Raw genomic sequence first — 22,488 nt, forward strand, 5'->3', positions numbered from 1 at the left:
TCGGCTCGTCGTGGTGGTCGATGTGCGGTTGTGCGGTGACTCTGCGTTCCGTCCGTCTCACTATAAGTAGATGTATACGTATAGGGCAAGAGTCAAAAAAAGTCCGCACGGATCGACTCCGTGCGGACCGCCCGCGTGTGGCGGAAAACTACAGCTCGTAGACCCCGAACGCCCGGTTCTGTATACACATCGGCATCACGTGGACCCGCTCGGTCCATTCGAATTTGGCTGCCGCTTCAACGGTTCCGCGTTCGTCTACGCACACACTCGCGGTGCCCGGCATGGTCAGCGGGTTCAGCACGGCCAGCGGGATTCCCGCGTGGATGTTGCTGTAGAGGCCGCCGCTGAAGCACAGCGGGATGATCGCGATGCCGCGCCGGGCGCTCTCGCGGTCGGCCGCGGCCTGGGCGCCCGGCACGCCGGCGCAGTCGAGGGGGTTCTCGTTCGACGCCTGGGCGGGAACGGTCAACAGGGTGAATCCGGCCGCAAAGCCCGCGGCGACGGCCATCAGGGATCGAGCAAATGAGGTCCTGGTCATAGCCGCATTGAAACATTGGTGGCCGGTCACACCCACAATCGACGGCGGCGTGTCGAGGAGGGGAGTCAGCGTGGAACGGCCTCCAGCACGCAATCCGGCGCCGCGGTTTCCACCGTGCGCCGGAGCGTGAACCCGCAGCGCGCCAGCAGGTCACGGAACTGCTGTTCGGTGCGTTCGTGGCCGCCCTCGGTATTCACCAGCATTTCCAGATCGATGAACTTGCCCGGATGCGGACGGTGATGATCCGGCAGCACCAGCTCGATCACCAGCAACGTCGCCGAGCGGCTCATCGCGGCGCGAACGGTGCGCAGAATCTGCTCGGCCTGCGCGTCGGACCAGTCCTGCACGATGTGTTTGAGCAGGTAGGCGTCACCACCCTGGGGCACCTCCTCGAAGAACGACCCGCTCTCCACCACGCACCGTTGCGCGAGGCCCACCGCGGCCAGGTCGGCGGTCAGGTCGTCGACCACGTTCGGCAGGTCGAACACGATGCCCCGCGTCGCCGGATACCGGTTCAGTATCTCGATGAGCAGGCTGCCGCGCCCGCCGCCGACGTCGACGAGCGTGCCGTACCGGCCGAAGTCGTAGGCGGCGAGCAGCGGTTCGATCGACAGCGTGCTCACGCTGGTCATCGCACGATCGAACAACTCGCCGACCTCGCGGTTCACCGCCGCGTACTCGAAGAAACTCGACCCGTCCAAGTCCCGGCCGACGGCTTCGCCGCTGCGTACCGCGTCGGTGAGGTGGGTCCAATGGTTGCGGTGGAACGTCGAGCCGAGGAACCGGGACAGATCACGCAAGGTCACCTCGGCGTCGCTGCGCAGCGCGTCGCCGATGCGGGTGAGCGCGTAGGTGCCGTCGCGACGCTGGGCGAACACGTCATAGCTCACCAGCAGCCGCATCAGCCTGCGGATACCCTCCTCGTCCACCTCGACCGCACGCGCCAGCTGGGCCGCCGTGCGCGGGCCGTCGGCCAGCTCGTCCGCGATCCCGAGCTCGGCGGCGGTGCTGATGGCCTGGGAGAGGAATCCGGCGATCTGCAGATCCAGCAGCGCGATATGGCCGGGAACCAGCTTCCGGTGCAGTCCGCCGAGCGCGTCACGCACCCGGTCGATCGCGCGGAGCACGGGCAGCGGGGGGATCTTCTTCAGTGCTGTGGATGTCATGACGACTCCATCGTCGGCCGGTTGACCTGCACGGACGCACTGAGTTTACGGGAATCGGGACCGGCCGGGGAGGGGGTCGCCGCCGATGAACCTGAGGTCGGCAGGTCGTCGCCGCAACACGTCGGCCGGCGGCGCACAGGACCAAGCCGATCGCCCAGGGGAACGGCGATCGGAGCCACCGGAGTGCGGGACGAAGATCAGGTCGGGGTCGCCAGGGCGAACGGCAGGATCGCGTCCGCGCCGCTGGTGCGCAGGGCATGGGCGGCGACGGTCATGGTCCAGCCGGTGTCGGTGAGGGTGTCGACCAGCAGGATCGGGCCGTCGACGCCGGTGAGGTCGGGCACCTCCCACGAGTCGAACAGCCCCGCGACCCGGTGGGCCGAGTTCGCCGCCGACACCGGCGGCCGATCCGGTCTGGTGTGGAGGGTGCCGAGGTTGTCGAGCCTGCCGACCTGCGCCAGCCGCGCGGCCAGGCTCGCGGTGAGCTGGGGGTAGCGGGGCGATTCCAGCGCCAGGACCGAGGTCGGGCGGGTCTGCCAATTCCAGTCGCGCAGCACGGCGATGCACGCGTCGAAGACGGCATCGGGCACCGGGGCGTCGGGGCCGTCGAGCAGGCCGCGCAGGCGCTGTCCCCAGCCGAGGTCGGTGAGCCTGCCGAGCACCCGGCCGGTGTCGGCGCCTGCGGAGATCTTGCCGGACAACGGGATTCCCAGCTTCGCCATGCCGGTGGGCCACTGCTTGCGCGGCGCCAGGTCGAGGCCGGGGCGGTCCAGCCTGGCCCGGGTGGCGGCGACGGCGGCCGCGTCGACGGTGGTGTCGGGGCGGGTGCCGGTGCAGTTGTCGCAGCGCCCGCAATCGGGGGTCGCGGCGTCGAGCGCGCCGAGGCCGGGGTCGTCGAGCTGACGGCGCAGGAATGTCATCCGGCAGGCAGTGGTCGCCTGGTAGTCGATCATCGCCTGCTGCTCGGTATCGCGGGCGGCGGCGAGACGCTCGTAGCGCTCGGTGTCATAGGTCCACGGCTCGCCGGTGGACAACCAGCCACCGCGTACCCGGCGCACGGCACCGTCCACGTCGAGCACCTTCAGCACCATCTCCAGCCGCGACCGGTTCAGCTCGACCAGCGGTTCCAGCGCGACCGTCGACATCGGCCGATCGGTGTCGAGAGCGGCCAGCACCGCGCGCACGATGTGCTCGCGCGGGAACGCCACCGAGGCGAAATAACTCCAGATCCGGCTGTCCTCCGCGCCGGGCAGCAACACCACCTCGGCCCGCTCGGTACCGCGGCCCGCACGGCCGACCTGCTGGTAGTAGGCGATGGGCGAGGACGGGGCGCCGACGTGCACCACGAATCCGAGATCGGGCTTGTCGAAGCCCATACCGAGCGCCGAGGTCGCGATCAGCGCCTTGACCTCGTTGTTCAGCAGGGCGCTCTCGAGCACTTCGCGTTCGGCCGGGTCGGTCTGGCCGGTGTAGGCGGCGACGGTGTGACCGTGCGAGTTCAGCACATCGGCCAGATCGTGCGCGGCGGCCACCGTGAGGCAGTAGATGATGCCCGACCCGGGCAGCCGGTCGAGCTGTCCGCCCAGCCAGGCGGTGCGCTGCACGGCATCGTCGAACCGCACCACCGACAGGTGCAGCGACTCGCGGTCCAGCGTGCCGCGCAACACCAGCGTGTCGGTGCCGATCTGGCCCGCCACATCGGTGACCACGCGGTCGTTGGCGGTCGCGGTGGTCGCCAGCACCGGCACGTCCGATCCGAGATCGGCGATCAGGGTGCGGATACGGCGATAGTCGGGCCGGAAATCATGCCCCCAGTCCGACACGCAGTGCGCTTCGTCGATCACCACCAGCCCGGCGTCGGCGGCCAGCCGCGGCAGCACCTGATCGCGAAAGTCCGGATTGTTCAACCGCTCCGGGCTCACCAGCAGCACGTCGACCGCGCCGTCGGCCACCCGCTGATGGATCTCGTCCCACTCCGTGACATTGCCCGAGTTGATCGTGTCCGCCACCACCCCGGCCCGCTCCGCTGCCGCCACCTGGTTGCGCATCAACGCCAGCAGCGGCGACACGATCACCGTCGGCCCCCGCCCGGCGCGCCGCAGCAGCTTCGCCGCGATGAAGTACACCGCCGATTTACCCCAACCGGTCCGCTGCACCACCAGCGCCCGCCTGCGCTGCACGACGAGCGCTTCGATCGCGGTCCACTGGTCCTCCCGCAACCGCGCCCCGGGCCCGGCCAGCTCACGCAACAACTCCTCAGCTCGTTCGCGCAGGTCGGAAGCCGTCAGGTCGAGCACGTCGTTGCCGGTCGCTGAGGTCATGCCGACCATGCTGCCCGACCCCACCGACAGGTTTGATCAGCGGTACAGTTCCGCCTCTCCGCGATTCAAGCCAGACTTGGGAGCGATGGGGCGAAGGGAGGCGGCCGGCGGAGGGGCTGTTGCTCGGTTCGCCCGTACCCGGTGAGTTACCCATGTTCGTGCGAGACCTGTCGGCGGCATGGGGCCTGCGGCTGGGATAAGGCATTCGTTCGGCGAAATGCCGGGTGGGGGAGGACAATAGGGCGAGTTACCGGATTTGCCGGAGGGGCTCCATGGCGAACAGATTCGATCCGCCTGCTGGGTGGTCGCCGCCCGGGTCTCAGTTCCGGACGAATTCGGGGGCGTCTCGCACGGTGGCGGGCGCGTTTCTCGCGCTGGTGGTGACGCCGGTCGGGATGGCGTTGGCTGCCCATGGTGCGCTGGATTCCAGTCGCTGGGTGATCCTCGGTGACGCCGCCGATCGGCTGGGCTCGACCCTGCAGATCATCGCGGGTGCGCTGCTGTTGCTGCTGGTCAGCGCGCTGGCTGGGTACACGCCGATCGCGACGATCCTGGCCGGGCTGGTGTGGGGCGTGCTGCCCGGGTTGATCTACTTCGTGTCGCCGGAGAGCACCTGGCGGCTGGTGGGTGATCTGCCGCTGATGACCGATGAGCTGCATATCGCGCTCAATGCGTGGATCACCAGCGGCTTCACCTTCGTCGTCGGGCTGCTGCTCGTCGGCGCGGGTGTGGCGGGCACCCTGCGCCGACGATGACTCACCCCTTCACGCAGAGGACCTGACGCAGCGTCGCCACCACGTCGACCAGGTCGGCCTGTGCCGCGATCACCTCGTCGATGTTCTTGTACGCGGCCGGGATCTCGTCGACCACACCCGCGTCCTTCCGCGATTCCACGCCCTCGGTCTGGGCGACCAGATCCGCGACGGTGAACTGCTTCTTGGCCGCGGTCCGGCTCAACCGTCGTCCCGCACCGTGCGAAGCCGACTGGAACGAGGCGGGATTTCCCTTGCCACGCACCACATACGACCGCGTCCCCATCGATCCGGGGATCAACGCGAGGTCACCGGCGCCCGCCCGCACCGCGCCCTTACGGGTCACCAGCATCGGCATGCCGTCGATGATCTCCTCGGCCACATAGTTGTGGTGGCACGAGATCGGCTCGTCGAACCGCACGTCGCGGCCGGCGAATTCGTCGCGCACCGCCCGGCACACCAGCGACAGCATCACCGCGCGATTGCGCGCGGCGTATTCCTGCGCCCAGGTGAGATCGCGCCGATACGCCGCCATCTCCGGTGTCCCGGTGAGGAATACCGCCAGGTCACGGTCGGGCAGCGACTGGTTGTGCGGCAGCGCCCGCGCTATCGCCATGTGCCGCTCCGCCAGCTCCTTGCCGATATTGCGCGACCCGGAGTGCAGCAGAATCCACACGGCGTCGTCCTGGTCGAGGCAGACCTCGATGAAGTGATTGCCCGACCCGAGCGAACCGATCTGCTTGTGCGCCTTGGACTCCAGCGATGACACCCCTGGGTGCAGCTCGCCGAACTCACGCCAGAACCGGTCCCAGCCCTTCGTCCGCGCCGACTGCCCGTGCGAACCGGCATGCAGCGCACCGACGTTCACCGCCTCCTTGTGCGCATTGAACCCCACCGGCACCGCCCGCTCGATCCGCGACCGCAGCGACCGCAGATCATCGGGCAGATCGGCCGCCGTCAGCCCGGTCTTCACGCTCTCCATGCCGCAGCCGATATCCACCCCGACCGCGGCGGGTGCGACCGCGTCCCGCATGGCGATGACCGACCCCACCGTCGCGCCTTTGCCCAGGTGCACATCGGGCATCACACGCAGTCCATACACCCATTTCAACTCCGCGATATTGCGGAGCTGACGCAGCGCAGACTGCTCGATCTCGTGCTCGTTGGCCCACATGAGCGTCTGCGCCCTGGTACCGCGCAGCTCGACGGGAAACATGGTCGGTCCTTTCCTGGATGTACTACCCACGGTAGGACCGCGACCCGTGCGGCGCACGTGAATTTTGCCGCCGGACCGAGCCGATCAGTTCGCCGCGAGCGCGCGCGCGATCCGGGCCCGGTCCGGGATCGAGGAGCTGGCGCCGAGCCGGGTGGTCGCCACGGCACCGGCGGCATTGGCCCAGGTCACCGCGGCGTGCGGCCCGGTTTCCCAGGTAGCGGCGAGTGCGCCGGTGAAGGCGTCGCCCGCACCGGTGGTGTCGACGACATCGACCGTGCGACCGGCGACCGCGAACTCGGTGCCATCACTGGACCGATACACCGCGCCGTCGCCGCCGAGGGTGCGCACCACGTGCGGTACCTGGTTCAGTTCGGCCGCATACCGGTCGGACTCCAGCGAATTCACGATCGCCAGATCCACATCGGCCCACAATGCGGCGGGCAGCGGTTGCACGGGCGAGGGATTGAGCGCGACGACCGTGCCCGATGCGCGAGCGTGCTGAGCGGCCGCGGCCACTGTGCCGAGCGGAATCTCCAGCTGGCACAGCAGGATGTCGGCAGCCGCGATCGCCGCGAGCTCGTCCTCGGTCAGGTCGGTCACCCGGCCGTTCGCGCCGGCGACGACGATGATGCTGTTCTCGCCGGTCCCGTCGACCACGATGGTCGCCACGCCGCTGGGACCATCGACCGTGCGCATCAGTGTGGTGTCGATGGCTGCGTCGGCCAGCGTGGATCGCAGGGTCGTCCCGAACGCGTCGTCACCGATCGCGCCGAGGAACCGCACCCGGGCGCCCGACCGCGCTGCCGCGATCGCCTGGTTCGCGCCCTTACCGCCGGGGACCGTCGCGAAACCGGAGCCGAGCACCGTCTCACCCGGCGCGGGCCGTTGCGCCGTGGTGGTGACCAGATCCATGTTGACGCTGCCCAGCACGACGACGGTGGGTGCGACGGAGTCCATAGCGGCAAATCTAGCGGCGGCGGCACGGTCGGCGGCGATTTCGGGTGGCGAGCGCGCCGGGAGCGGTGTGACCTGTGGACAAGTACCGCGGCGGCGCGAAATCCTGTGGACAACTCGGTCCCGCCGCCGGTCGGAGCCGTATTCCGGGGTCCGGGTGGCGTCGAGCGGGGCAGCCGCACTGCGTACGCTGATACCCATGACGGTAGAAGTGACCCCCGAGCTCGACATCCGCGCAGCGGTGCACGACGCCGCCCGCAGGGCTCGCGTCGCGTCCCGCGTGCTGGCTCAGCTGACCACGGCGCAGAAGAACGAGGCACTGCACGCGGCGGCCGACGCACTGCTCGCCGCCGCCGATCGCGTCCTGGCGGCCAATGCCGCCGACATCGCGACGGCGCAGGCCGCGGGCACCGAGGAGAACCTGCTCGACCGCCTTCGGCTGACCAAGGAGCGCATCGACGGCATCGCCTCGGGCCTGCGCCAGGTCGCCGGGCTGCCCGATCCGGTCGGCGGCGTCGTCCGCGGTTCCACGCTGCCCAACGGACTCGAGATCCGCCAGACCCGCGTGCCGCTCGGCGTCGTCGGCATGGTCTACGAGGCCCGGCCCAATGTCACCGTCGACGCGTTCGGACTCGCGCTCAAGTCGGGCAACGCGGCCCTGCTGCGCGGCTCCTCCTCGGCGGCGAACTCCAACGCCACCCTGGTCGAGGTGCTGCGTGAAGCCCTTGTCGCCCAGGACATCCCGGCCGACGCGGTGCAGTTGCTGCCCAGCCACGACCGCTCCAGCGTCACCCACCTGATCCAGGCCCGCGGCCTCGTCGACGTGGTCATCCCGCGCGGCGGCGCGGGCCTGATCAACGCGGTGGTGCGCGATGCCCAGGTGCCGACCATCGAGACCGGCACCGGCAACTGCCACGTCTACGTGCACTCCGCCGCCGACCTGGACATGGCCGAGGCCATCCTGCTCAACGCCAAGACCCGCCGCCCCAGCGTCTGCAACGCGGCCGAGACCGTGCTCATCGACGCGGCGGTCGCCGAGACCGCGCTGCCGCGCCTGAGCAAGGCGCTCGAGGACGCGGGCGTGACCATCCACGGCGAGCTGCCCGGCCAGGTCCCGGCGACCGACGCCGACTGGGGTGAGGAGTACCTCACCATGGACATCGCGCTGAAGGTCGTCGACGATCTCGATGCCGCCGTCGAGCACATCAACACCTGGGGCACCGGCCACACCGAGGCCATCGTCACCGCCGACCTGGCCGCCGCCCGGGAGTTCACCTCCCGCGTCGACGCGGCCGCCGTGATGGTGAACGCGTCCACCGCGTTCACCGACGGCGAGCAGTTCGGCTTCGGCGCCGAGATCGGTATCTCCACCCAGAAGCTGCACGCCCGCGGCCCGATGGCACTGCCCGAACTCACCTCCACCAAGTGGATCGTGTGGGGCGACGGCCAGACTCGGCCGGTGTGATCGTGACACTGGTACAGGAACCGATCTTCACCTCGGTCGACGACGTCATCTCCCGGCTGGCCGGCACCGGCTACCTGGCCGACAAGGCCACGGCCACCTCGGTCTTCCTGGCCGACCGGCTGGGCAAGCCACTGCTCATCGAAGGTCCCGCCGGTGTCGGCAAGACGGAGCTGTCGCGCGCGGTGGCCCAGGTCGCCGGGGCCGAGCTGGTCCGCCTGCAATGCTATGAAGGCGTCGACGAGGCCCGCGCACTCTACGAGTGGAACCACGCCAAGCAGATCCTGCGGATCCAGGCGTCGAGTGAGAACGATTGGGCCGAAACCAAAGCCGACGTCTTCACCGAGGAATTCCTGCTCTCGCGTCCGCTGCTCACCGCCATCCGGCGCAGCGAGCCGACGGTGCTGCTGATCGACGAGACCGACAAGGCCGACGTCGAGATCGAGGGCTTGCTGCTCGAGGTCCTTAGCGATTTCGCGGTGACCGTGCCGGAGTTGGGCACCATCACCGCGACCCGCAAGCCGTTCGTCGTGCTCACCTCGAACGCCACCCGTGAGCTGTCCGAAGCGCTCAAGCGCCGCTGCCTGTACCTGCACCTGGACTTCCCCGACGAGGAGCTCGAGCGCCGGATCCTGGCCAGCCGGGTGCCGGAGCTGTCGGCCACGGTGGCCGAGCAACTGGTGCGGATCGTGCACGTCCTGCGCGGGATGCAGCTCAAGAAGCTGCCGTCGGTGGCCGAATCGATCGACTGGGGTCACACGCTGCTCGCGCTGGGCGCCGCAGATCTCGACGACGCCACGGTGCGTGCCACGCTCGGCGTGGTGCTCAAGCATCGCAGCGACCACCAGCGCGCGCTGGCCGAGCTGAAGCTGGCCTGAGATGACCGCGCCTGGCCCGCACGGACTCGGCGGGCACGTCGCCGGGTTCGTCGCGGCACTGCGGGCCCGCGGCGTGCCGGTCGGGCCCTCGGAAACCGTCGACGCGGGCCGGGTGCTCACCGTGCTCGACCTGCTCGATCGCGAGTCGGTGCGCGAGGGACTGGCGTGCGCGTTGCTGCGCCGTCCCACCCACCGGCGCACCTTCGACGGACTGTTCGACCTGTGGTTCCCGGTCGCGGTCGGGGAGCGCAGCGCCGAGTCCGCTGACCTGCCGCGCACGCCGGAGGGCCAGATCGATCTGCCCGCCCTGCGTGAGCAACTGGCCGAATTGCTCGCCACCGAGGACAGCGGTGCCCAGTTGCAGCTGCTGGCCGGGCAGATTGTCGAACAGCTGGGTCAGTACCAGTCGGCGCGTGGGCCGTCGTTCTCGGCGTATCAGGCGTTGAAAGACCTTGCGCCGCAGACCTTGCTGTCCCGGGTCCTGGCAGGACTGGCGCTGCCGCCGGATGCGAGCGACCGCGACACCGAGGTCGCGCAGCGGATCGTCCGGGAACGGATCGCCGGCTTCCGGGCGAGTGTGGAAGCCGAGACCAACCGGCGGGTCGCCGAGCAGATCGGTCGCGATCGCGTCGCCACCTACGGTGTCGCTCGCCAAGCCGAGGACGCCGATTTCCTGCGGGCCTCCGAACGCGAACTGGTCGAACTGCGGCGCGGCAGCCAGCGGCTGGCCCGGATTCTCGCCTCCCGCCTCGCGGTGCGGCGCAGAAAGGCCCGCCGCGGCGAGATCGATCTGCGCAAGACGCTGCGGGCCTCGATGTCCACCGGCGGCGTGCCGATCGACCTGGTGAATCGCAAGCCCCGGCCCGGCCGCCCGGAACTGGTTCTGCTGTGCGACATCTCGGGCTCGGTCGCCGGATTCAGCAACTTCACCATGCTGCTCGTCAGCGCGCTGCGCGAGCAGTTCTCCCGGGTCAGGATCTTCGCCTTCGTCGACCGCACCGACGAGGTGACCACCTTCTTCGACCCGTACGCGGGCCTCGACAACGTGCTGACCAGGATTTTCACCGAGTCGCGGATCATCGACGCCGACGGGCACTCCGACTACGGCCAGGCACTGACCACCTTCGCCGACAACTTCGGTGACGCGGTCACCAGCCGCAGTTCCCTGCTGGTGCTCGGCGACGGCCGCACCAACTACCGCAACCCGCAGCTGGACACCCTGCGGCAGCTGGTCGAGACCGCCCGGCACGCGCACTGGCTGAACCCGGAGCCGCGCAACTTGTGGGGTACCGGCGATTCGGCGGCCCGCGAGTACGGCGAGGTGATCGAGATGCACGAATGCCGGTCCGCCCGGCAGCTGACCGACGTGGTCTCCCGGTTGTTGCCCGTCTGAAGGAGCTGGTGATGAGCGAGGATCCGCTGACCTACTGCCTGGCCAAACCCGGTGCCTGGCAAGACGAACCGTGGGAGGGCGACATCGTCGCCAAAGTGGGCGACAAGATCTTCGCCTTCCTCGGGGAAGGCACGTCGATCGGGCTCAAATGCGGGCGCGACCGCGCCGAGGCCGACGAACTGGTCCACGTCTACCCCGATGACGTCAGCGCGTCCGCCTATATCGGGCGCTACGGCTGGAACAGCATCACCGTCGGCGGCGCCGTCCCGCCCGACGAACTGCGCGAGCTGATCGACGCCTCCTACGACGCGATCGTCGCCAAGCTCCCGAAGTCGAAGCGTCCCAAGGTCTGACTGTTTCAGCAGACGTTAAGCCACTTATATGGCGTGCCCGCCAAGATCACCGCCATGCTGGCAGGGGCGTCGCGCGACGACGAGCGGTCCGATCGACGGATATCGGAAAGGGGTACAGCGCGGCAGGCCCGAGCCGTCGCGGGTTGGCTGTGGTCCACCCGGTGACCGATCCAGCATCCAACGAGAGTTCCTGTGCTGCAGTTGAATCCGGAGCCGTCGCGGAGGGGCTCGGTGCGGTGGCCCGCAACGACAATGCAGCCCCGGCGCAGTATTCGACACCCGGCAGCGGCGATCGGTCCACGGCGTCCGGCGAGCCGGCGCAGGCCGGGCACCTGCGCCCGGGTTCGGGAGCGCGGGCGGCGCGCAGGCTGGCCGGGATCGCGGCAGCCCGGCTGGCCGACGCGCCCGCCGCCGCCGAAGAGCAGTTGCGCCGCGCGCTGGTCGTCGGCTTCGGCGAACTCGGCGGGCGGGAACTCGCCGAGCTGCGGACCCGGCTGGTCACCGCGATCGCCGCCCAACCGGGCCGCGACCGCGACGTGGCCAGGGCAGCCGCCTCCGCCGCCGCGTGCTGGCACCCGATCTCGGCGGCCGACTCCGCGCACCTGTGGCTGGTCGCGGGCCGGGCCTGGCATCGGGCGGGCAAGCACGCCGAGGCCGTCACCGCCTTCGACCGGCCCTTGCTGAGCGGCGCCGTCGGCTACCCGCCCGGCGAGCTCGCGCTGGTTCGCGCCGAGTTCGCCGAGTCGCTGATCCGGCTCGGCCGGTACCGCCAGGCCGCCTGGCAGTTCACCGAGGCGGCGCGGCTGCTCGCCGGATCGGCCACCCAGCGGCACCGCCACGCCGATCTGGTGTGGTCGGCGGCCGTCGCCCGGGAATGCTGCGGGCAGGAATCCGCCGCGCTGGGCGGCTACCTGCGGGCCGCGGGCCTGTGGGGTGAGCTGGGCAAGATCGTGCCGCGTGCCCGCTGCCTCCGCGCGGCGGCCTGGCTGCAGCTGCGCGGGCCGCAGGGCCGGGTCCGTGGGCCGTGGTGGGTCACGATCGACGTGCTGATGGCCGAGTTGAACGACCGGCTCGCCACCGATCCGGGCGCGCACATCGCCGATGAGCTGGCTCGCACCCGCGGCCAGTTCGCGCAGATGTGCGCGCAGGCGTCGGGTCCGTGCTGACGCCGAGCTGCCACGGAGCAGTCCGGTCCGCTCCCGCGGTGGCAGTCCCGTTAAGCTCGGACCTCATGCACGAAACAGCTCGGCCGCGCCGCAAGCTCGGCGTCATGGGCGGGACCTTCGACCCCGTTCACCACGGCCACCTGGTCGCGGCCAGCGAGGTCGCGAACCGGTTCGAGCTCGACGAGGTCATCTTCGTTCCGACCGGTCAGCCGTGGCAGAAGGTGAACAAGCAGGTCAGCCCCGCCGAGGACCGCTATCTGATGACGGTCATCGCCACCGCGTCCAACCCGAGGTTCTCGGTCAGCCGGGCCGACATCGAACGCAACAAGGTCACCTACACGGTGGACACCCTGCGCGAGATGCAGAGCGCTCACCCCGACGCCGAGCTGTACTTCATCACCGGTGCGGACGCGCTGGCCAACATCCTGACATGGCAGGATTGGACCGAACTGTTCGAACTGGCGAAGTTCGTCGGGGTGAGCCGTCCGGGGTACGAGCTGAACACCGACCATCTCGAGGAGCATCTGCGGGACCTGCCCGCCGATGCCGTGACGATGATCGAGATCCCCGCGCTGGCCATCTCGTCGAGCGAATGCCGCCGCCGCGCCGCGGAGGGTCGGCCGGTCTGGTACCTCGTCCCTGACGGCGTGGTGCAGTACATATCGAAGCGGCACCTGTATGGGCCCGCAGGAACGGAAGGTAGCTGACGTTGAGCCACACGATCGAGGGTCTGACCTGTCTGGGGGAGGCCGCATGAGTGCCACCGCCGAAGCGGTCGAAATGGCCAAGGTCGCCGCACTCGCGGCTGACGACAAGCTCGCCACCGATGTCGTCGTCCTCGACGTCTCCGAGCAGCTGGTGATCACCGACTGCTTCGTCATCGCCTCGGCGCCCAACGAGCGCCAGGTCAACGCGATCGTCGACAACGTCGAAGAGAAGCTGCGCGAAGCCGGGCACAAGCCGGTCCGTCGCGAAGGCACCCGCGAGGGCCGCTGGGCGCTGCTCGACTACGTCGACATCGTCGTGCACATCCAGCACAACGACGAGCGCAATTTCTATGCGCTGGAGCGGTTGTGGCGTGACTGCCCGACCGTCGCCGTCGAGGGCATCGCTGCACCGCCGACTCCGGCCGCCGACGACGCACAGGTAGAGGGCGACACCGAGTGAGCAAGTACGCCCATGTGCGCACGCTGATCCTGCTGCGGCACGGGCAGACCGAATGGAACGCGGCCGACCGGATGCAGGGTCAGATCGACACCGATCTCACCGAGCTCGGTCGCCAGCAGGCCAAAGAGGCAGCGCGCGAACTGGTTTCGCGTAATGCCATCGCCATCCACGCCTCCGATCTGCGGCGCGCCAAGGATACGGCGCAGGCGCTCGGTGACATCAGCGATCTGCCGGTGATCACCGATCGGCGGCTGCGTGAGACCCACCTCGGCGACTGGGAGGGGCTGACCCATCTCGAGGTCGACGCCGACTACCCGGGCGCGCGCGTGCAGTGGCGGCTCGACGCCACCTACACACCGCCCGGTGGCGAGAGCAAACTCGAGGTCGGCGCGCGGGCACTGCCCCTGGTGCGCGAACTGTACAACGAGCGACAGGATTGGCCCGGCCGGACTATCATCCTGGTGGCGCACGGCGGGCTGATCGCTGCCCTCACGGCCGCGTTGCTGGATCTGCCCCCAGAGAACTGGCCTGCCCTCGGTGGGCTGGCCAATACGAGCTGGGTACAGCTGTCCAGTCACGGCCCTGACATCGACCGACCCGGCTGGCGCCTCGATGTTTGGAACGCAGCGGCGAAGGTAGCTCCCGATGTCCTCTGAAGAGCCCGTCCGATCGGTACCGGACGAACTGTTCCAGCAGGTGACGGCCAAGCCCGGACGGCAATTGCCGGACGCGCTGTTCGGCCCGCCACCCGCTCGGCCCGCACGCCCTGAGCGTGAGGAGCCCATCCGTTCGGTACCGGACGAACTCTTCAAGCAGGTCACCGCGCGCAGCGAGCGCTCGCTACCCGACGCGCTGTTCGGCCCCCCGCCGGCACCGGTGGCCGCCGAGCCCGAGCAGATCGACTCGGCGGCAGTCGATTCGGCGTCTGCGGGCGGCTCGTCGGACGAGCAGGACGGCGATGTCGACGGCGAGCCTGCCACAGCGGGCGATGCTGTCTCCGAGGTCGAGGCCGTAGCGGACTCTGCCGCGCAGCTGGACGGCGCCGACGCTGAACCGGCTGTTGCGCAGTCGGATATCGCCGAGTCGGCGGCCACCGTCGCGGACCTGTCCGATGGCGCAAGCCCTGCTGCGGGTGCTGACGATCTCGTGGTGACGACGAACTCAGCGGCAGAGCCCGCTGGGGCGCAGGACCTCCAGTCGGCCGGTGCGGCTGATGGTTCCGGCGATCCGTCGGACGATGCCGACACCGCTGCGGGTGCCGAGCCGACGGGCGATTCGGTCGCGACGGTGTCGGACGAGTCCGTCGCGGTGTCTGCGGATTCCGTCACCGATGCAGCCTCGGTGGCCGAGGCGCCCGCAGCGGGCTCGCTTGTTGCGGAGACCGCTGTCGCGCAGGGTGAATCGCTCGCCGAAGCGGCCGTGGAGGTCGTGCTCGTCGAGGAATCCACCGAGCCCCGGCCGGTGGAATCCGCGTCGCCGCGTCCCGTGCTGCTGGTTATCGCCGACTCCCTGGCGTACTACGGCCCCAAGGGCGGCCTGCCCGCGGACGATCCGCGGATCTGGCCGAATATGGTGGCCGCCGAACTGGATTGGGATGTCGAGCTGATCGCCCGGATCGGCTGGACCTGTCGCGACGCCTACTGGGCGCTCATCGGTGATCCCCGGGTCTGGGCCGCGGTGCCGCGGGCCGGTGCGGTGGTGTTCGCCGTGGGTGGCATGGACACCCTGCCCTCGCCGCTGCCGACCGCGTTGCGCGAGCTGATCCGCTACATCCGTCCGCCCAAGCTGCGACGTGGTGTGCGCTCCTCCTACAACTGGCTGCAGCCGAAGCTGTCGAAACTTGGTCGGCCCGTGGCGCTTCCGCCCAAGGTGAGCGTCGACTACCTGGAGCAGTCGCGCGAGGCGCTGAACCATCTGCGCCCCGAGCTGCCCGTGGTCGCGGTGCTGCCGTCGGTGCACAAGTGCGATGCCTATGGGCGGGTGCACCGGGGCCGTGCGCGCGCGGTCAAGGCACTGCAGGCGTGGTCGGGCCGTACCTCGGTGCCGCTGGTCGACCTCGGTGAGGCCGTGCGCGACGACATCGAGTCGGGTGCGGCGAACCCGGACGGCATCCACTGGGGCTGGGCGGGACACGCGGCGGTGGCGACGGCAATGACCAAGGCGCTGCAGGAGGTCCGGTAGTCCGTGCCCGTTGTGGTGGTCACCGATTCGGCGGCCGGGCTGTCCCCCGACGTCGTCGCCGAGCTCGGTATCGAAGTGGTGCCGTTGCATGTGCTTGTCGGCGACCGGGAGATCCGGGAGGGCGTCGATCCTGTCGAGATCGACTACTCGACGGACTCGGTCACCACCTCGGCCGCCTCGCCGGGTGAGCTGCGGGAGGCCTACGAACGGGCGCTGAGTCACAGCGACGGCGACGGTGTCGTCGCCGTGCATCTGTCGCGCACCCTGTCGGCGACCTGGGAGTCGGGGCGGCAGGCCGTCCGCGATATGGGCGCCGAAGATCGTGTGCGCCTGGTGGATTCGCTGGGTGCGGGCTTGGCGACCGGTCTGCCCGTGCTCGCGGCAGCGCGCCGGGCACGGGCGGGCGAGGCGCTGGATGCCGTCTACGAACGCGCGGTGGCGGCCGCCGCCCGTGCTCGCACGTTCATCCTGGTCAACCGCACCGAACAGCTCCGCAAGGGCGGCAGGCTCAGCAGCGCCGCCGCGTTCTTCGGCAGCGAACTCGTGACGAAGCCGCTGCTGCAGCTGGTCGAGGGCAAGCTGGAATTGCGCGAGAAGGTGCGGACCAGATCCCGCGCCTACGCGAAGCTGGTGGCGGCCGCGGTGGACGCCGCGGGCCGGGACGGCGCGGCACTGGCCGTCCAGCATCTGGGCGCCGCCGACGCCGCCGAGACTATCGCCGCCCAGCTGCGCGAACAGGTGCCCGAGGTCGAGGAGCTCTACGTCGCCGAGTTCGGCCCCACCCTGGGCGTGCACCTCGGCGTCGGCGCGCTCGGCGTGCTCGTGGTGCCCGGCGGGTGTTCGTGACCGGCACCGGTTCCCGTGGCCGGCTGCCGCGCCGGGAGCCTGCGCCGACGGTCTGAACCGGCGGGCCTCTACGATGCCCCGGTGACCGGATACGACGACTTCGACTACCCCGACACCGCGCACCTGCCGCCCCGCAGGCAACACATCCTCGCCGTGATCCGGGACTCGGTGCTTGCGCACGGCTACCCGCCCAGCGCCAGGGAGATCGCCGACGCCGTCGGCCTGCGCTCCACGTCCACGGTCTCCAAGCATCTGAAAGCGCTGGAGGAGGACGGCTTTCTGCGCCGCGGTGCCGCGATGACCCGCCCTATCGATGTGCGCCTGTTCCTGCGGCACGCGCCGGGTGGCGGCTCCGACGGGTCGGTGACCGTGCCCGTGGTCGGCGACATCGCCGCGGGCACCCCGATCCTGGCCGAACAGCACGCCGACGACCTGCTCACCCTGCCACGCGAACTCGTCGGCCGCGGCGAGGTTTTCGGCCTCCGCGTCCGCGGCGACTCGATGATCGACGCCGCGATCTGCGACGGCGACCTCGTCGTCGTCCGCAGCCAGCGCGAGGCAAACTCCGGCGACATCGTCGCCGCCATGATCGGCGAGGAAGCCACGGTCAAGGTGTATCGCCGGCGCAACGGCCATGTGCAGCTCGAACCCCGCAACCCCGCGTATTCGGTGATCGACGGCGACGAGGCCGTGATCCTGGGCCGGGTTGTCTCGGTGATGCGCCGGATCTGACGTCGTCCGCGCTACGCCGGGCCGAACCAGTCGAGCGACTGGCCGTGCGGCCCGGCGTAGGCCACCGGCTCGCCGTCCACCGCGAGCGCCATCCGCGCTGTGCCCGAGTCTCTTTCGGGCAGCCGGTCGGCGAACGCCGCGATCACACCGGTGCCCTCCTGGGACACCCAATGGCAGGGCAGCGCACGCACCGTGGTGACGAACTCCTCGCGGGCCTGTACGGGCAGATAGGTGAGCACCGCGCTGTGGAACACGACCACGGTGCTGTCGCGAGGTGCGGTGTGGACCAGCTCGGCGACCTTCTCGTTCAAGTCGCCCGTCACCAGGATCGGTGGGTTCGCGGCAGCGATCGCGCAGGCCGCCCGCAGCCTCGCGAGTCGTTCGTCCTGTCCCGGCCAGACCAGCGCTTCCAGCCATTCCCGATCCCGGATGTCTCCCGCGTCCAGTGGGTTCAGGTCGACTCCGGCTCGATGGACCACCTCGGGGAGCCGAGCCGGTATCGGTGCGGCGCCGGTTACCGTGCACGACAACACCACCGGGGACGGTCCATCGGCGGGATCCAGCGCACTGTCGTCGTAGCGGTAGCTGAAATGGTCGGGATACAGGCACAGTCCCGCCGATGCGCCGACCTCGACCAGCGACAGTGGTCCGGGAAGCCGGGCGAGCACCGGCAGCAGTGTTGCGGCGCGGCCTGCTTCGTTCGTCTGGGTGCGCCTGACCAGCGCTGTCGCCGAGATCGCGGGCCAGTGCGCGATCAGCTGCTCGCGGAACTCGCGGTAGGGCACCGCGATGGCGCCGTTCACGCGCGCGGCCGCCAGCACCAGGTTGGGTTGCTGTTTGTCCGTGGGCAGCTCGGCGATCAACGCCAGCACCGCCGGGTCGTCGGCGATGTCGACCGCCCGCCGACGGTAGAGCGGGGAATTGCTGTGCACCTCGCGGAACGCGAAGTCGCGGAATCGTTGTGCCAGGTCCATGGCACCATCCGTACGTCGTTTCGGCCATGCGCGCACCGTATTCGCTCGGGCCGCGACGGATTCCGTGCTCAGCGGCCGATGACCGGGAGTTGTCCACAGGCTCGACGTTGTCCACAGGTTCGTTTCCTGCCCAGGTCGGCGGCGGTTTCCCGAGGCCGCTTCCTCGTAGCGTCGCTGCCATGTCACGACACGAAGAGCACGAGCGGGTACGGCAACGGCTGGGCGGGCTGGCGGTACGCGAGAAGGTGGGACCGGGCGGCCTGCGAGGCGAATCAGGTCGCGGTGCCACACCGGCAGGGGCGCGCATCGATGGTGGCGCCGAGGGCCGTTGGGACGATGAAGAACTCGCGCCGTCGGTGGGGGAGGTGCGTGCGCCGGGTTGGCTCGACGACGGTGCGAAGCCCGGCGGCGTGCAACGGCTTGTGCCCGAACGGTTCCGCGGGGCGCGCCTCGATCCCGGACGCCGGGGTGCGCTGGTACTCGGCCTGGTGGGGTTGGTCGCGATCGTGCTCACCGGCATCATGGTGGTGCGCGATCAGCCGATGCAGCAGGCGGTGCCGCCGGTTCCGGTAGTTCGCGCCGAGAGTATCGGCGTGCGTGCCGAGCCGACCGCAGCAGCCGCCGCAGTGGTCGGCACCGGGCCGAGCGCGAGCACGGAAGTCGTTGTCAGCGTGGTGGGTTTGGTAGACCGGCCGGGCCTGCACCGCCTGCCTGACGGCTCCCGCATCGCCGACGCCATCGAGATCGCAGGCGGCGCCCGCGACGGCGCCGACCTGGCCGGCCTGAACCTGGCTCAGCGGCTGTCCGACGGCGATCAGCTCGTCGTCGGCGCGACCGGCCCCCAATCAGGGCCGCCCCGCCTGGGCAGCATCATGATCAGCGCCGACCACACACCCGCCGCCGGACCGACCACAGCGAGCACCGCGGGAACGAACACCGCCGCCACTCCGAAAGGCAAAGGCGGCACAGCTCGCCTCAACCTGAACACCGCGACGGAAGCGGAGCTCGACGCGCTGCCCGGCGTCGGACCGGTAACCGCCACCGCGATCCTCGCCTGGCGCTCGGCCAACGGCCGATTCACCGACGTCGCCCAACTGGGCGAAGTCGACGGCATCGGCCCCGCCCGCCTCGCCCGCCTGCGCGACCTGGTGACGACATGACCCGACCGCCCCGTCCGGCCGAAGACGGCGAAACCACCTGCCCCAACAGAGATACCGATTCGCCGGGTGATCGCCCGGCATCGGTCGATCACGCGCCAACCTCAACCCCCTGCCACATGACATCGACAGCCGACCTTGTGGCATCAGCCGCAGACCGTGTCGCGTCGACCGCAGACAGCGTCGTGCCGGCGCTGACGCACGTGACGTCGACTGCCGACCATCTGGCATCGGTCGCGGACGGCGCCGCTTCAACTGAGGACCACTGTGTGCCGACCCTCGGGGACGCGGCATCGAACCCAGCCCACGTGGCATCGACTGTCGACCATGTGGAATCGGCCGCGGGCTGCGTCACGTCAGTTGCGGATCGCGTTGTGTCGATCCCGGACCGCGGCGCCTCGACCGGTGACCATGTGGCGTCGATGGGTGACCATGTGGCGTCGATGGGTGACCATGTGGCGTCGATGGGTGACCATGCGGTGTCGACCGGTGACCATGCGGCGTCGACGGGTGAATTTTCGCCCTGTTTCGCGGACTGTGTCGGACATTCGTACAGCAGTGTGGAATTCGGATGCTTCGGGGTCAGTTCGGTTCTCGGGCGGCGTGCGGTGCGTGGCGATGCTTCGGGCGTGAACCCGGCTTGCGAATGAGGGCGGCGCCGCGCGAAGAGGAGGTGGTGGCGGAGTCGGAGCGGCAGGTCCTCGATATGCGGCTGGTGCCTGCCGCGCTCGGGTGCTGGGTGGCGACGATTGTCGCGGTGTCGGTCGGGTGGCTCGCGGGGTTGATGCTGGCGGTCGGTGCTGTCGTGGTGGCGATCGGGTTGTGGGTCGTGCTGTTGTGGGCGATCGCGCACAAGCGGGAGCGGTGGCGCGTACTGGCGGTGGCGGGGCTGGCCACGATGCTGCTTGCGGCGGGTTTCGGGGCGGCAGGGGCGTGGCGTGAGCATCATGTGCAGTCGCACCCGCTGCGGGAATCGTTCGGGCGGTCGGTGACGGTGCTGGCCGTTGTCACCGACGACGCGAAACCGATGCGTGCGGGCGGGTTCGGTGGGCAGCGGCGGTGGATTGTCCATGCCGGTCTGCGGGAGTTCGGCGGCGGTGCGTCGACGATGCGGGCGGGTGGGGCGGTGGTCGTCCTCGCCAGTGGTGACGAATGGGCGGACCTGTCGCCGGGGCAGGTGATCCGGTTCCGCGCCCGCGTGAGCGAACCGAATCGAGCAGACCTGACCGTTGCGACCCTGAACGCGGTGGCCGATCCGGAGTTGGTGGGCACCCTGCCGTGGTGGCAGCGACTCGCCGCCGACGTGCGGGCGGATCTCGTCGAGGCATCAGGGCGAGCGCTACCGCCCGCCGCGGCAGGCCTGCTACCAGCACTCGTTGTCGGCGACACCGCCGAACTGTCCGATGATGTCCGCGATGCGTTCGACATCGCAGGCCTGCAACACCTTTGCGTGGTCAGCGGGGCGAATTTCACGATCCTGCTGTCTGCGTTGCTGGCGCTCACCCGGCTGCTCACGGCAGGCCCGCGCACCAGCGCAGCGGCAGCCGCCGGGGTGGTCATCCTGTTCGTCGTCCTCGCGCGTCCCGACCCCAGTGTGCTGCGCGCGGCAGCCATGGGCTCGGTGACGGTGCTCGCGCTGCTCACCGGTCGGCGCAAACAGGCGCTGCCTGCGCTCGGTGCCGCGGTCATCGGATTGCTCGGTGTGGCACCGCAATTGGCGGTGAGTGCGGGATTCGCGTTGTCGGTCCTCGCCACCGCGGGGCTGATCCTGCTCGCTCCCAGCTGGGCGGATTGGCTGCGGGCGCGCGGATGGTGGCGTGCGCCCGCGGAGATCGTCGCGGTGTCCGCCGGGGCCTTCGTCGTGACGCTGCCACTCATGGTCGCCCTGTCCGGGCGGGTGAGTCTGGTGGCGATCATCGCGAACGCACTGGTCGCGCCAGTGGTCGGGCTCATCACGGTGATCGGGGCGGTGGGCGCGGTCCTCGCGTGCGTGTGGGACGACGCGGCGGTGTGGGTGCTGTGGTGCGCACGCCCACCGATGTGGTGGTTGCTCTCGGTGGCCGACCGCACGGCCGCGGTTCCCGGCGCCACCGTCACGGTGCAGTCGGGCCTGACCGGAGGGCTGGTCGCAGCGGCGATCGTCGTCATCATCGTGGCGGCCTTGCGCTGGTCGAAGACCCGTCGGCTGCTCGCTGCCGGAGCCCTGGGTGTCTCCGTGGTGCTCGTCCCGGTGCGGCTCTGGCAGCCCGGTTGGCCGCCCGACGGCTGGGTACTGGCCATGTGCGACGTGGGCCAGGGAGACGGGCTCGCTCTCTCGGTCGGACCCGGCGCGGCGGTGGTCATCGACACAGGCCCCGACCCTCGCCCGATCCGCCGCTGCCTCGACCGGCTGCGCATCACCCACATCCGGCTCCTGGTACTCACCCATCCGCACGCCGACCACATCGACGGCCTGTCCGGCGCACTCCGCGGCCGCACCGTCGACGCCATCCCAACGGCCCCGGGCGAGATCCGCGGCGGCACCGTCGACGCCATAGCCATGGCCACAGGAGCACTCCGTGGCGGCACCGTTGACGGCACAGCCGCCGCGCAGCGACATTCGCCTGGGCACGGCACCGATTCCGGTGGTGTCGAGCGGGTCGTCGAGATCGCGAAGTCTGCCCGAATCCCGCTGATGGAACTCCATGCGGGGCATGTGCTGACCTTCGGGGCAGTGGAATTGGCGGTGTTCGCACCGAGCCGGGAGGTTCCGTCCTCAGTGGGGTTGGACGAAGCCAACGATCGGTCCCTCGTGCTGAAGGCACACACCGCAGTGGGCACGATCCTGTTCACCGGCGACATCGAGACCGCCGCACAGTCCCGCGTCCTGCGCGACAACGACATCCGCGCCGACATCCTCAAAGTGCCACATCACGGATCCCGCACCACCACACCGGAATTCCTCCGCGCAGTCCGGCCCCGCCTGGCCTTGATCAGTGCCGGAACCGACAACACGTTCGGCCATCCACACCCCACGATCACTGCCGCCTTGGACACACTCGGCGCCACCATCGCCCGGACCGATCGCCACGGTGATGTCATCGTCCTCGGCACCAGCGCCGACCTGCGGACGGTGACCTCCCGCCGCCAGACCGGCGCAGGTCCATAAGGCTCGCCGAATGGCACCAGTGCGCAGGCGCGGTGACCTCCGGCCGAGGGGCCCCGCGGCGGTCCCGTACGACCGGAGGACCGC

General features: G+C 69.9%; 21 protein-coding genes. 15 read left to right on the plus strand and 6 right to left on the minus strand.

Features of this window, described 5'->3' with window-relative positions; genetic code table 11:
* Positions 1 to 148 precede the first annotated feature (148 nt).
* The 3 genes from ACFVAV_RS05420 to ACFVAV_RS05430 all read right to left on the minus strand — a co-directional run bounded on the left by ACFVAV_RS05420 (position 149) and on the right by ACFVAV_RS05430 (position 4,025).
* Positions 149 to 538: a hypothetical protein gene (locus tag ACFVAV_RS05420; protein ID WP_379030400.1), complete on the minus strand. Its 390-nt coding sequence runs from the start codon at positions 536 to 538 to the stop codon at positions 149 to 151.
* Positions 539 to 603: 65 nt separating this feature from the next.
* The gene (locus ACFVAV_RS05425; RefSeq protein WP_379030403.1) at positions 604 to 1,704 is read right to left on the minus strand and encodes a methyltransferase; all 1,101 of its coding nucleotides are present in this window, start codon (positions 1,702 to 1,704) and stop codon (positions 604 to 606) included.
* A gap of 197 nt (positions 1,705 to 1,901) precedes the next feature.
* On the minus strand, positions 1,902 to 4,025 hold the full coding sequence (locus ACFVAV_RS05430) for a RecQ family ATP-dependent DNA helicase (RefSeq protein WP_379030406.1): 2,124 nt from the start codon (positions 4,023 to 4,025) through the stop codon (positions 1,902 to 1,904).
* Between the two features lie 353 nt (positions 4,026 to 4,378).
* Between ACFVAV_RS05430 and ACFVAV_RS05435 the strand changes: the two genes are divergently transcribed.
* Positions 4,379 to 4,780 (plus strand): hypothetical protein, encoded by a 402-nt coding sequence (locus ACFVAV_RS05435; protein ID WP_379030409.1) that lies wholly within the window; start codon positions 4,379 to 4,381, stop codon positions 4,778 to 4,780.
* 1 nt (position 4,781) lies between these two features.
* Here ACFVAV_RS05435 and ACFVAV_RS05440 read toward each other — a convergent pair whose 3' ends face one another.
* The gene (locus ACFVAV_RS05440; RefSeq protein ID WP_379030411.1) at positions 4,782 to 5,993 is read right to left on the minus strand and encodes an RtcB family protein; all 1,212 of its coding nucleotides are present in this window, start codon (positions 5,991 to 5,993) and stop codon (positions 4,782 to 4,784) included.
* An 84-nt stretch (positions 5,994 to 6,077) separates the two neighbouring features.
* On the minus strand, positions 6,078 to 6,950 hold the full coding sequence (locus ACFVAV_RS05445; protein WP_379030414.1) for a ribokinase: 873 nt from the start codon (positions 6,948 to 6,950) through the stop codon (positions 6,078 to 6,080).
* Between the two features lie 196 nt (positions 6,951 to 7,146).
* Here ACFVAV_RS05445 and ACFVAV_RS05450 point away from each other — a divergent pair, with 196 nt between their 5' ends.
* The 11 genes from ACFVAV_RS05450 to lexA all read left to right on the plus strand — a co-directional run bounded on the left by ACFVAV_RS05450 (position 7,147) and on the right by lexA (position 17,125).
* Positions 7,147 to 8,412, plus strand: coding sequence for a glutamate-5-semialdehyde dehydrogenase (locus ACFVAV_RS05450; RefSeq protein ID WP_379030417.1), 1,266 nt, complete (start codon positions 7,147 to 7,149; stop codon positions 8,410 to 8,412).
* A complete protein-coding gene (locus ACFVAV_RS05455; protein ID WP_379030420.1) occupies positions 8,409 to 9,287 on the plus strand; it encodes an AAA family ATPase in 879 nt (292 codons plus the stop codon). Before ACFVAV_RS05450 ends, ACFVAV_RS05455 begins: the two co-directional genes overlap by 4 nt.
* Before the next feature lies 1 nt (position 9,288).
* Positions 9,289 to 10,680, plus strand: coding sequence for a VWA domain-containing protein (locus tag ACFVAV_RS05460; protein ID WP_379030423.1), 1,392 nt, complete (start codon positions 9,289 to 9,291; stop codon positions 10,678 to 10,680).
* 11 nt (positions 10,681 to 10,691) lie between these two features.
* Positions 10,692 to 11,033, plus strand: a complete 342-nt coding sequence (locus ACFVAV_RS05465; protein WP_379030426.1) for an MmcQ/YjbR family DNA-binding protein — start codon at positions 10,692 to 10,694, stop codon at positions 11,031 to 11,033.
* A gap of 161 nt (positions 11,034 to 11,194) precedes the next feature.
* On the plus strand, positions 11,195 to 12,199 hold the full coding sequence (locus ACFVAV_RS05470) for a hypothetical protein (RefSeq protein ID WP_379030429.1): 1,005 nt from the start codon (positions 11,195 to 11,197) through the stop codon (positions 12,197 to 12,199).
* Between the two features lie 65 nt (positions 12,200 to 12,264).
* Positions 12,265 to 12,906: a nicotinate-nucleotide adenylyltransferase gene (gene nadD, locus ACFVAV_RS05475; protein ID WP_378848310.1), complete on the plus strand. Its 642-nt coding sequence runs from the start codon at positions 12,265 to 12,267 to the stop codon at positions 12,904 to 12,906.
* A gap of 46 nt (positions 12,907 to 12,952) precedes the next feature.
* Positions 12,953 to 13,366: a ribosome silencing factor gene (gene rsfS, locus ACFVAV_RS05480; RefSeq protein WP_379030432.1), complete on the plus strand. Its 414-nt coding sequence runs from the start codon at positions 12,953 to 12,955 to the stop codon at positions 13,364 to 13,366.
* Complete coding sequence (locus ACFVAV_RS05485) at positions 13,363 to 14,022, plus strand: histidine phosphatase family protein (protein ID WP_379030435.1); 660 nt, start codon at positions 13,363 to 13,365, stop codon at positions 14,020 to 14,022. The genes rsfS and ACFVAV_RS05485 overlap by 4 nt, the downstream gene beginning before the upstream one ends.
* Positions 14,012 to 15,547, plus strand: a complete 1,536-nt coding sequence (gene octT, locus ACFVAV_RS05490) for a diglucosylglycerate octanoyltransferase (RefSeq protein WP_379030438.1) — start codon at positions 14,012 to 14,014, stop codon at positions 15,545 to 15,547. The genes ACFVAV_RS05485 and octT overlap by 11 nt, the downstream gene beginning before the upstream one ends.
* A 3-nt stretch (positions 15,548 to 15,550) precedes the next feature.
* On the plus strand, positions 15,551 to 16,393 hold the full coding sequence (locus ACFVAV_RS05495; protein WP_379030441.1) for a DegV family protein: 843 nt from the start codon (positions 15,551 to 15,553) through the stop codon (positions 16,391 to 16,393).
* Between the two features lie 81 nt (positions 16,394 to 16,474).
* The gene (gene lexA / locus ACFVAV_RS05500; RefSeq protein ID WP_378848297.1) at positions 16,475 to 17,125 is read left to right on the plus strand and encodes a transcriptional repressor LexA; all 651 of its coding nucleotides are present in this window, start codon (positions 16,475 to 16,477) and stop codon (positions 17,123 to 17,125) included.
* An 11-nt stretch (positions 17,126 to 17,136) separates the two neighbouring features.
* On the opposite strand, the gene ACFVAV_RS05505 is transcribed toward lexA, so the two are convergent.
* Entirely contained in the window at positions 17,137 to 18,099 is a 963-nt protein-coding gene (locus ACFVAV_RS05505) for a DUF2332 domain-containing protein (protein ID WP_379030444.1), read from the minus strand.
* A 179-nt stretch (positions 18,100 to 18,278) separates the two neighbouring features.
* Between ACFVAV_RS05505 and ACFVAV_RS05510 the strand changes: the two genes are divergently transcribed.
* The 3 genes from ACFVAV_RS05510 to ACFVAV_RS05520 all read left to right on the plus strand — a co-directional run bounded on the left by ACFVAV_RS05510 (position 18,279) and on the right by ACFVAV_RS05520 (position 22,404).
* Positions 18,279 to 19,259: a helix-hairpin-helix domain-containing protein gene (locus ACFVAV_RS05510; protein ID WP_379030447.1), complete on the plus strand. Its 981-nt coding sequence runs from the start codon at positions 18,279 to 18,281 to the stop codon at positions 19,257 to 19,259.
* 116 nt (positions 19,260 to 19,375) lie between these two features.
* Complete coding sequence (locus ACFVAV_RS05515) at positions 19,376 to 19,906, plus strand: hypothetical protein (protein WP_379030450.1); 531 nt, start codon at positions 19,376 to 19,378, stop codon at positions 19,904 to 19,906.
* A gap of 26 nt (positions 19,907 to 19,932) precedes the next feature.
* Positions 19,933 to 22,404 (plus strand): ComEC/Rec2 family competence protein, encoded by a 2,472-nt coding sequence (locus tag ACFVAV_RS05520; protein WP_379030453.1) that lies wholly within the window; start codon positions 19,933 to 19,935, stop codon positions 22,402 to 22,404.
* The last annotated feature ends 84 nt before the right edge of the window (positions 22,405 to 22,488 follow it).

It is taken from the genome of Nocardia sp. NPDC057663, from assembly GCF_042799895.1.
GTDB lineage: Bacteria > Actinomycetota > Actinomycetes > Mycobacteriales > Mycobacteriaceae > Nocardia.

Bases quoted from the DNA above. Each gene is read 5' to 3' on its own strand.
- nadD (WP_378848310.1), top strand. From the start codon at position 12,265: ATGCACGAAACAGCTCGGCCGCGCCGCAAGCTCGGCGTCATGGGCGGG.
- ACFVAV_RS05420 (WP_379030400.1), bottom strand. From the start codon at position 538: ATGACCAGGACCTCATTTGCTCGATCCCTGATGGCCGTCGCCGCGGGC.
- ACFVAV_RS05460 (WP_379030423.1), top strand. From the start codon at position 9,289: ATGACCGCGCCTGGCCCGCACGGACTCGGCGGGCACGTCGCCGGGTTC.
- ACFVAV_RS05465 (WP_379030426.1), top strand. From the start codon at position 10,692: ATGAGCGAGGATCCGCTGACCTACTGCCTGGCCAAACCCGGTGCCTGG.
- ACFVAV_RS05510 (WP_379030447.1), top strand. From the start codon at position 18,279: ATGTCACGACACGAAGAGCACGAGCGGGTACGGCAACGGCTGGGCGGG.
- ACFVAV_RS05430 (WP_379030406.1), bottom strand. From the start codon at position 4,025: ATGACCTCAGCGACCGGCAACGACGTGCTCGACCTGACGGCTTCCGAC.
- ACFVAV_RS05515 (WP_379030450.1), top strand. From the start codon at position 19,376: ATGACATCGACAGCCGACCTTGTGGCATCAGCCGCAGACCGTGTCGCG.
- ACFVAV_RS05425 (WP_379030403.1), bottom strand. From the start codon at position 1,704: ATGACATCCACAGCACTGAAGAAGATCCCCCCGCTGCCCGTGCTCCGC.
- ACFVAV_RS05445 (WP_379030414.1), bottom strand. From the start codon at position 6,950: ATGGACTCCGTCGCACCCACCGTCGTCGTGCTGGGCAGCGTCAACATG.
- octT (WP_379030438.1), top strand. From the start codon at position 14,012: ATGTCCTCTGAAGAGCCCGTCCGATCGGTACCGGACGAACTGTTCCAG.
- ACFVAV_RS05440 (WP_379030411.1), bottom strand. From the start codon at position 5,993: ATGTTTCCCGTCGAGCTGCGCGGTACCAGGGCGCAGACGCTCATGTGG.
- rsfS (WP_379030432.1), top strand. From the start codon at position 12,953: ATGAGTGCCACCGCCGAAGCGGTCGAAATGGCCAAGGTCGCCGCACTC.
- ACFVAV_RS05505 (WP_379030444.1), bottom strand. From the start codon at position 18,099: ATGGACCTGGCACAACGATTCCGCGACTTCGCGTTCCGCGAGGTGCAC.
- ACFVAV_RS05450 (WP_379030417.1), top strand. From the start codon at position 7,147: ATGACGGTAGAAGTGACCCCCGAGCTCGACATCCGCGCAGCGGTGCAC.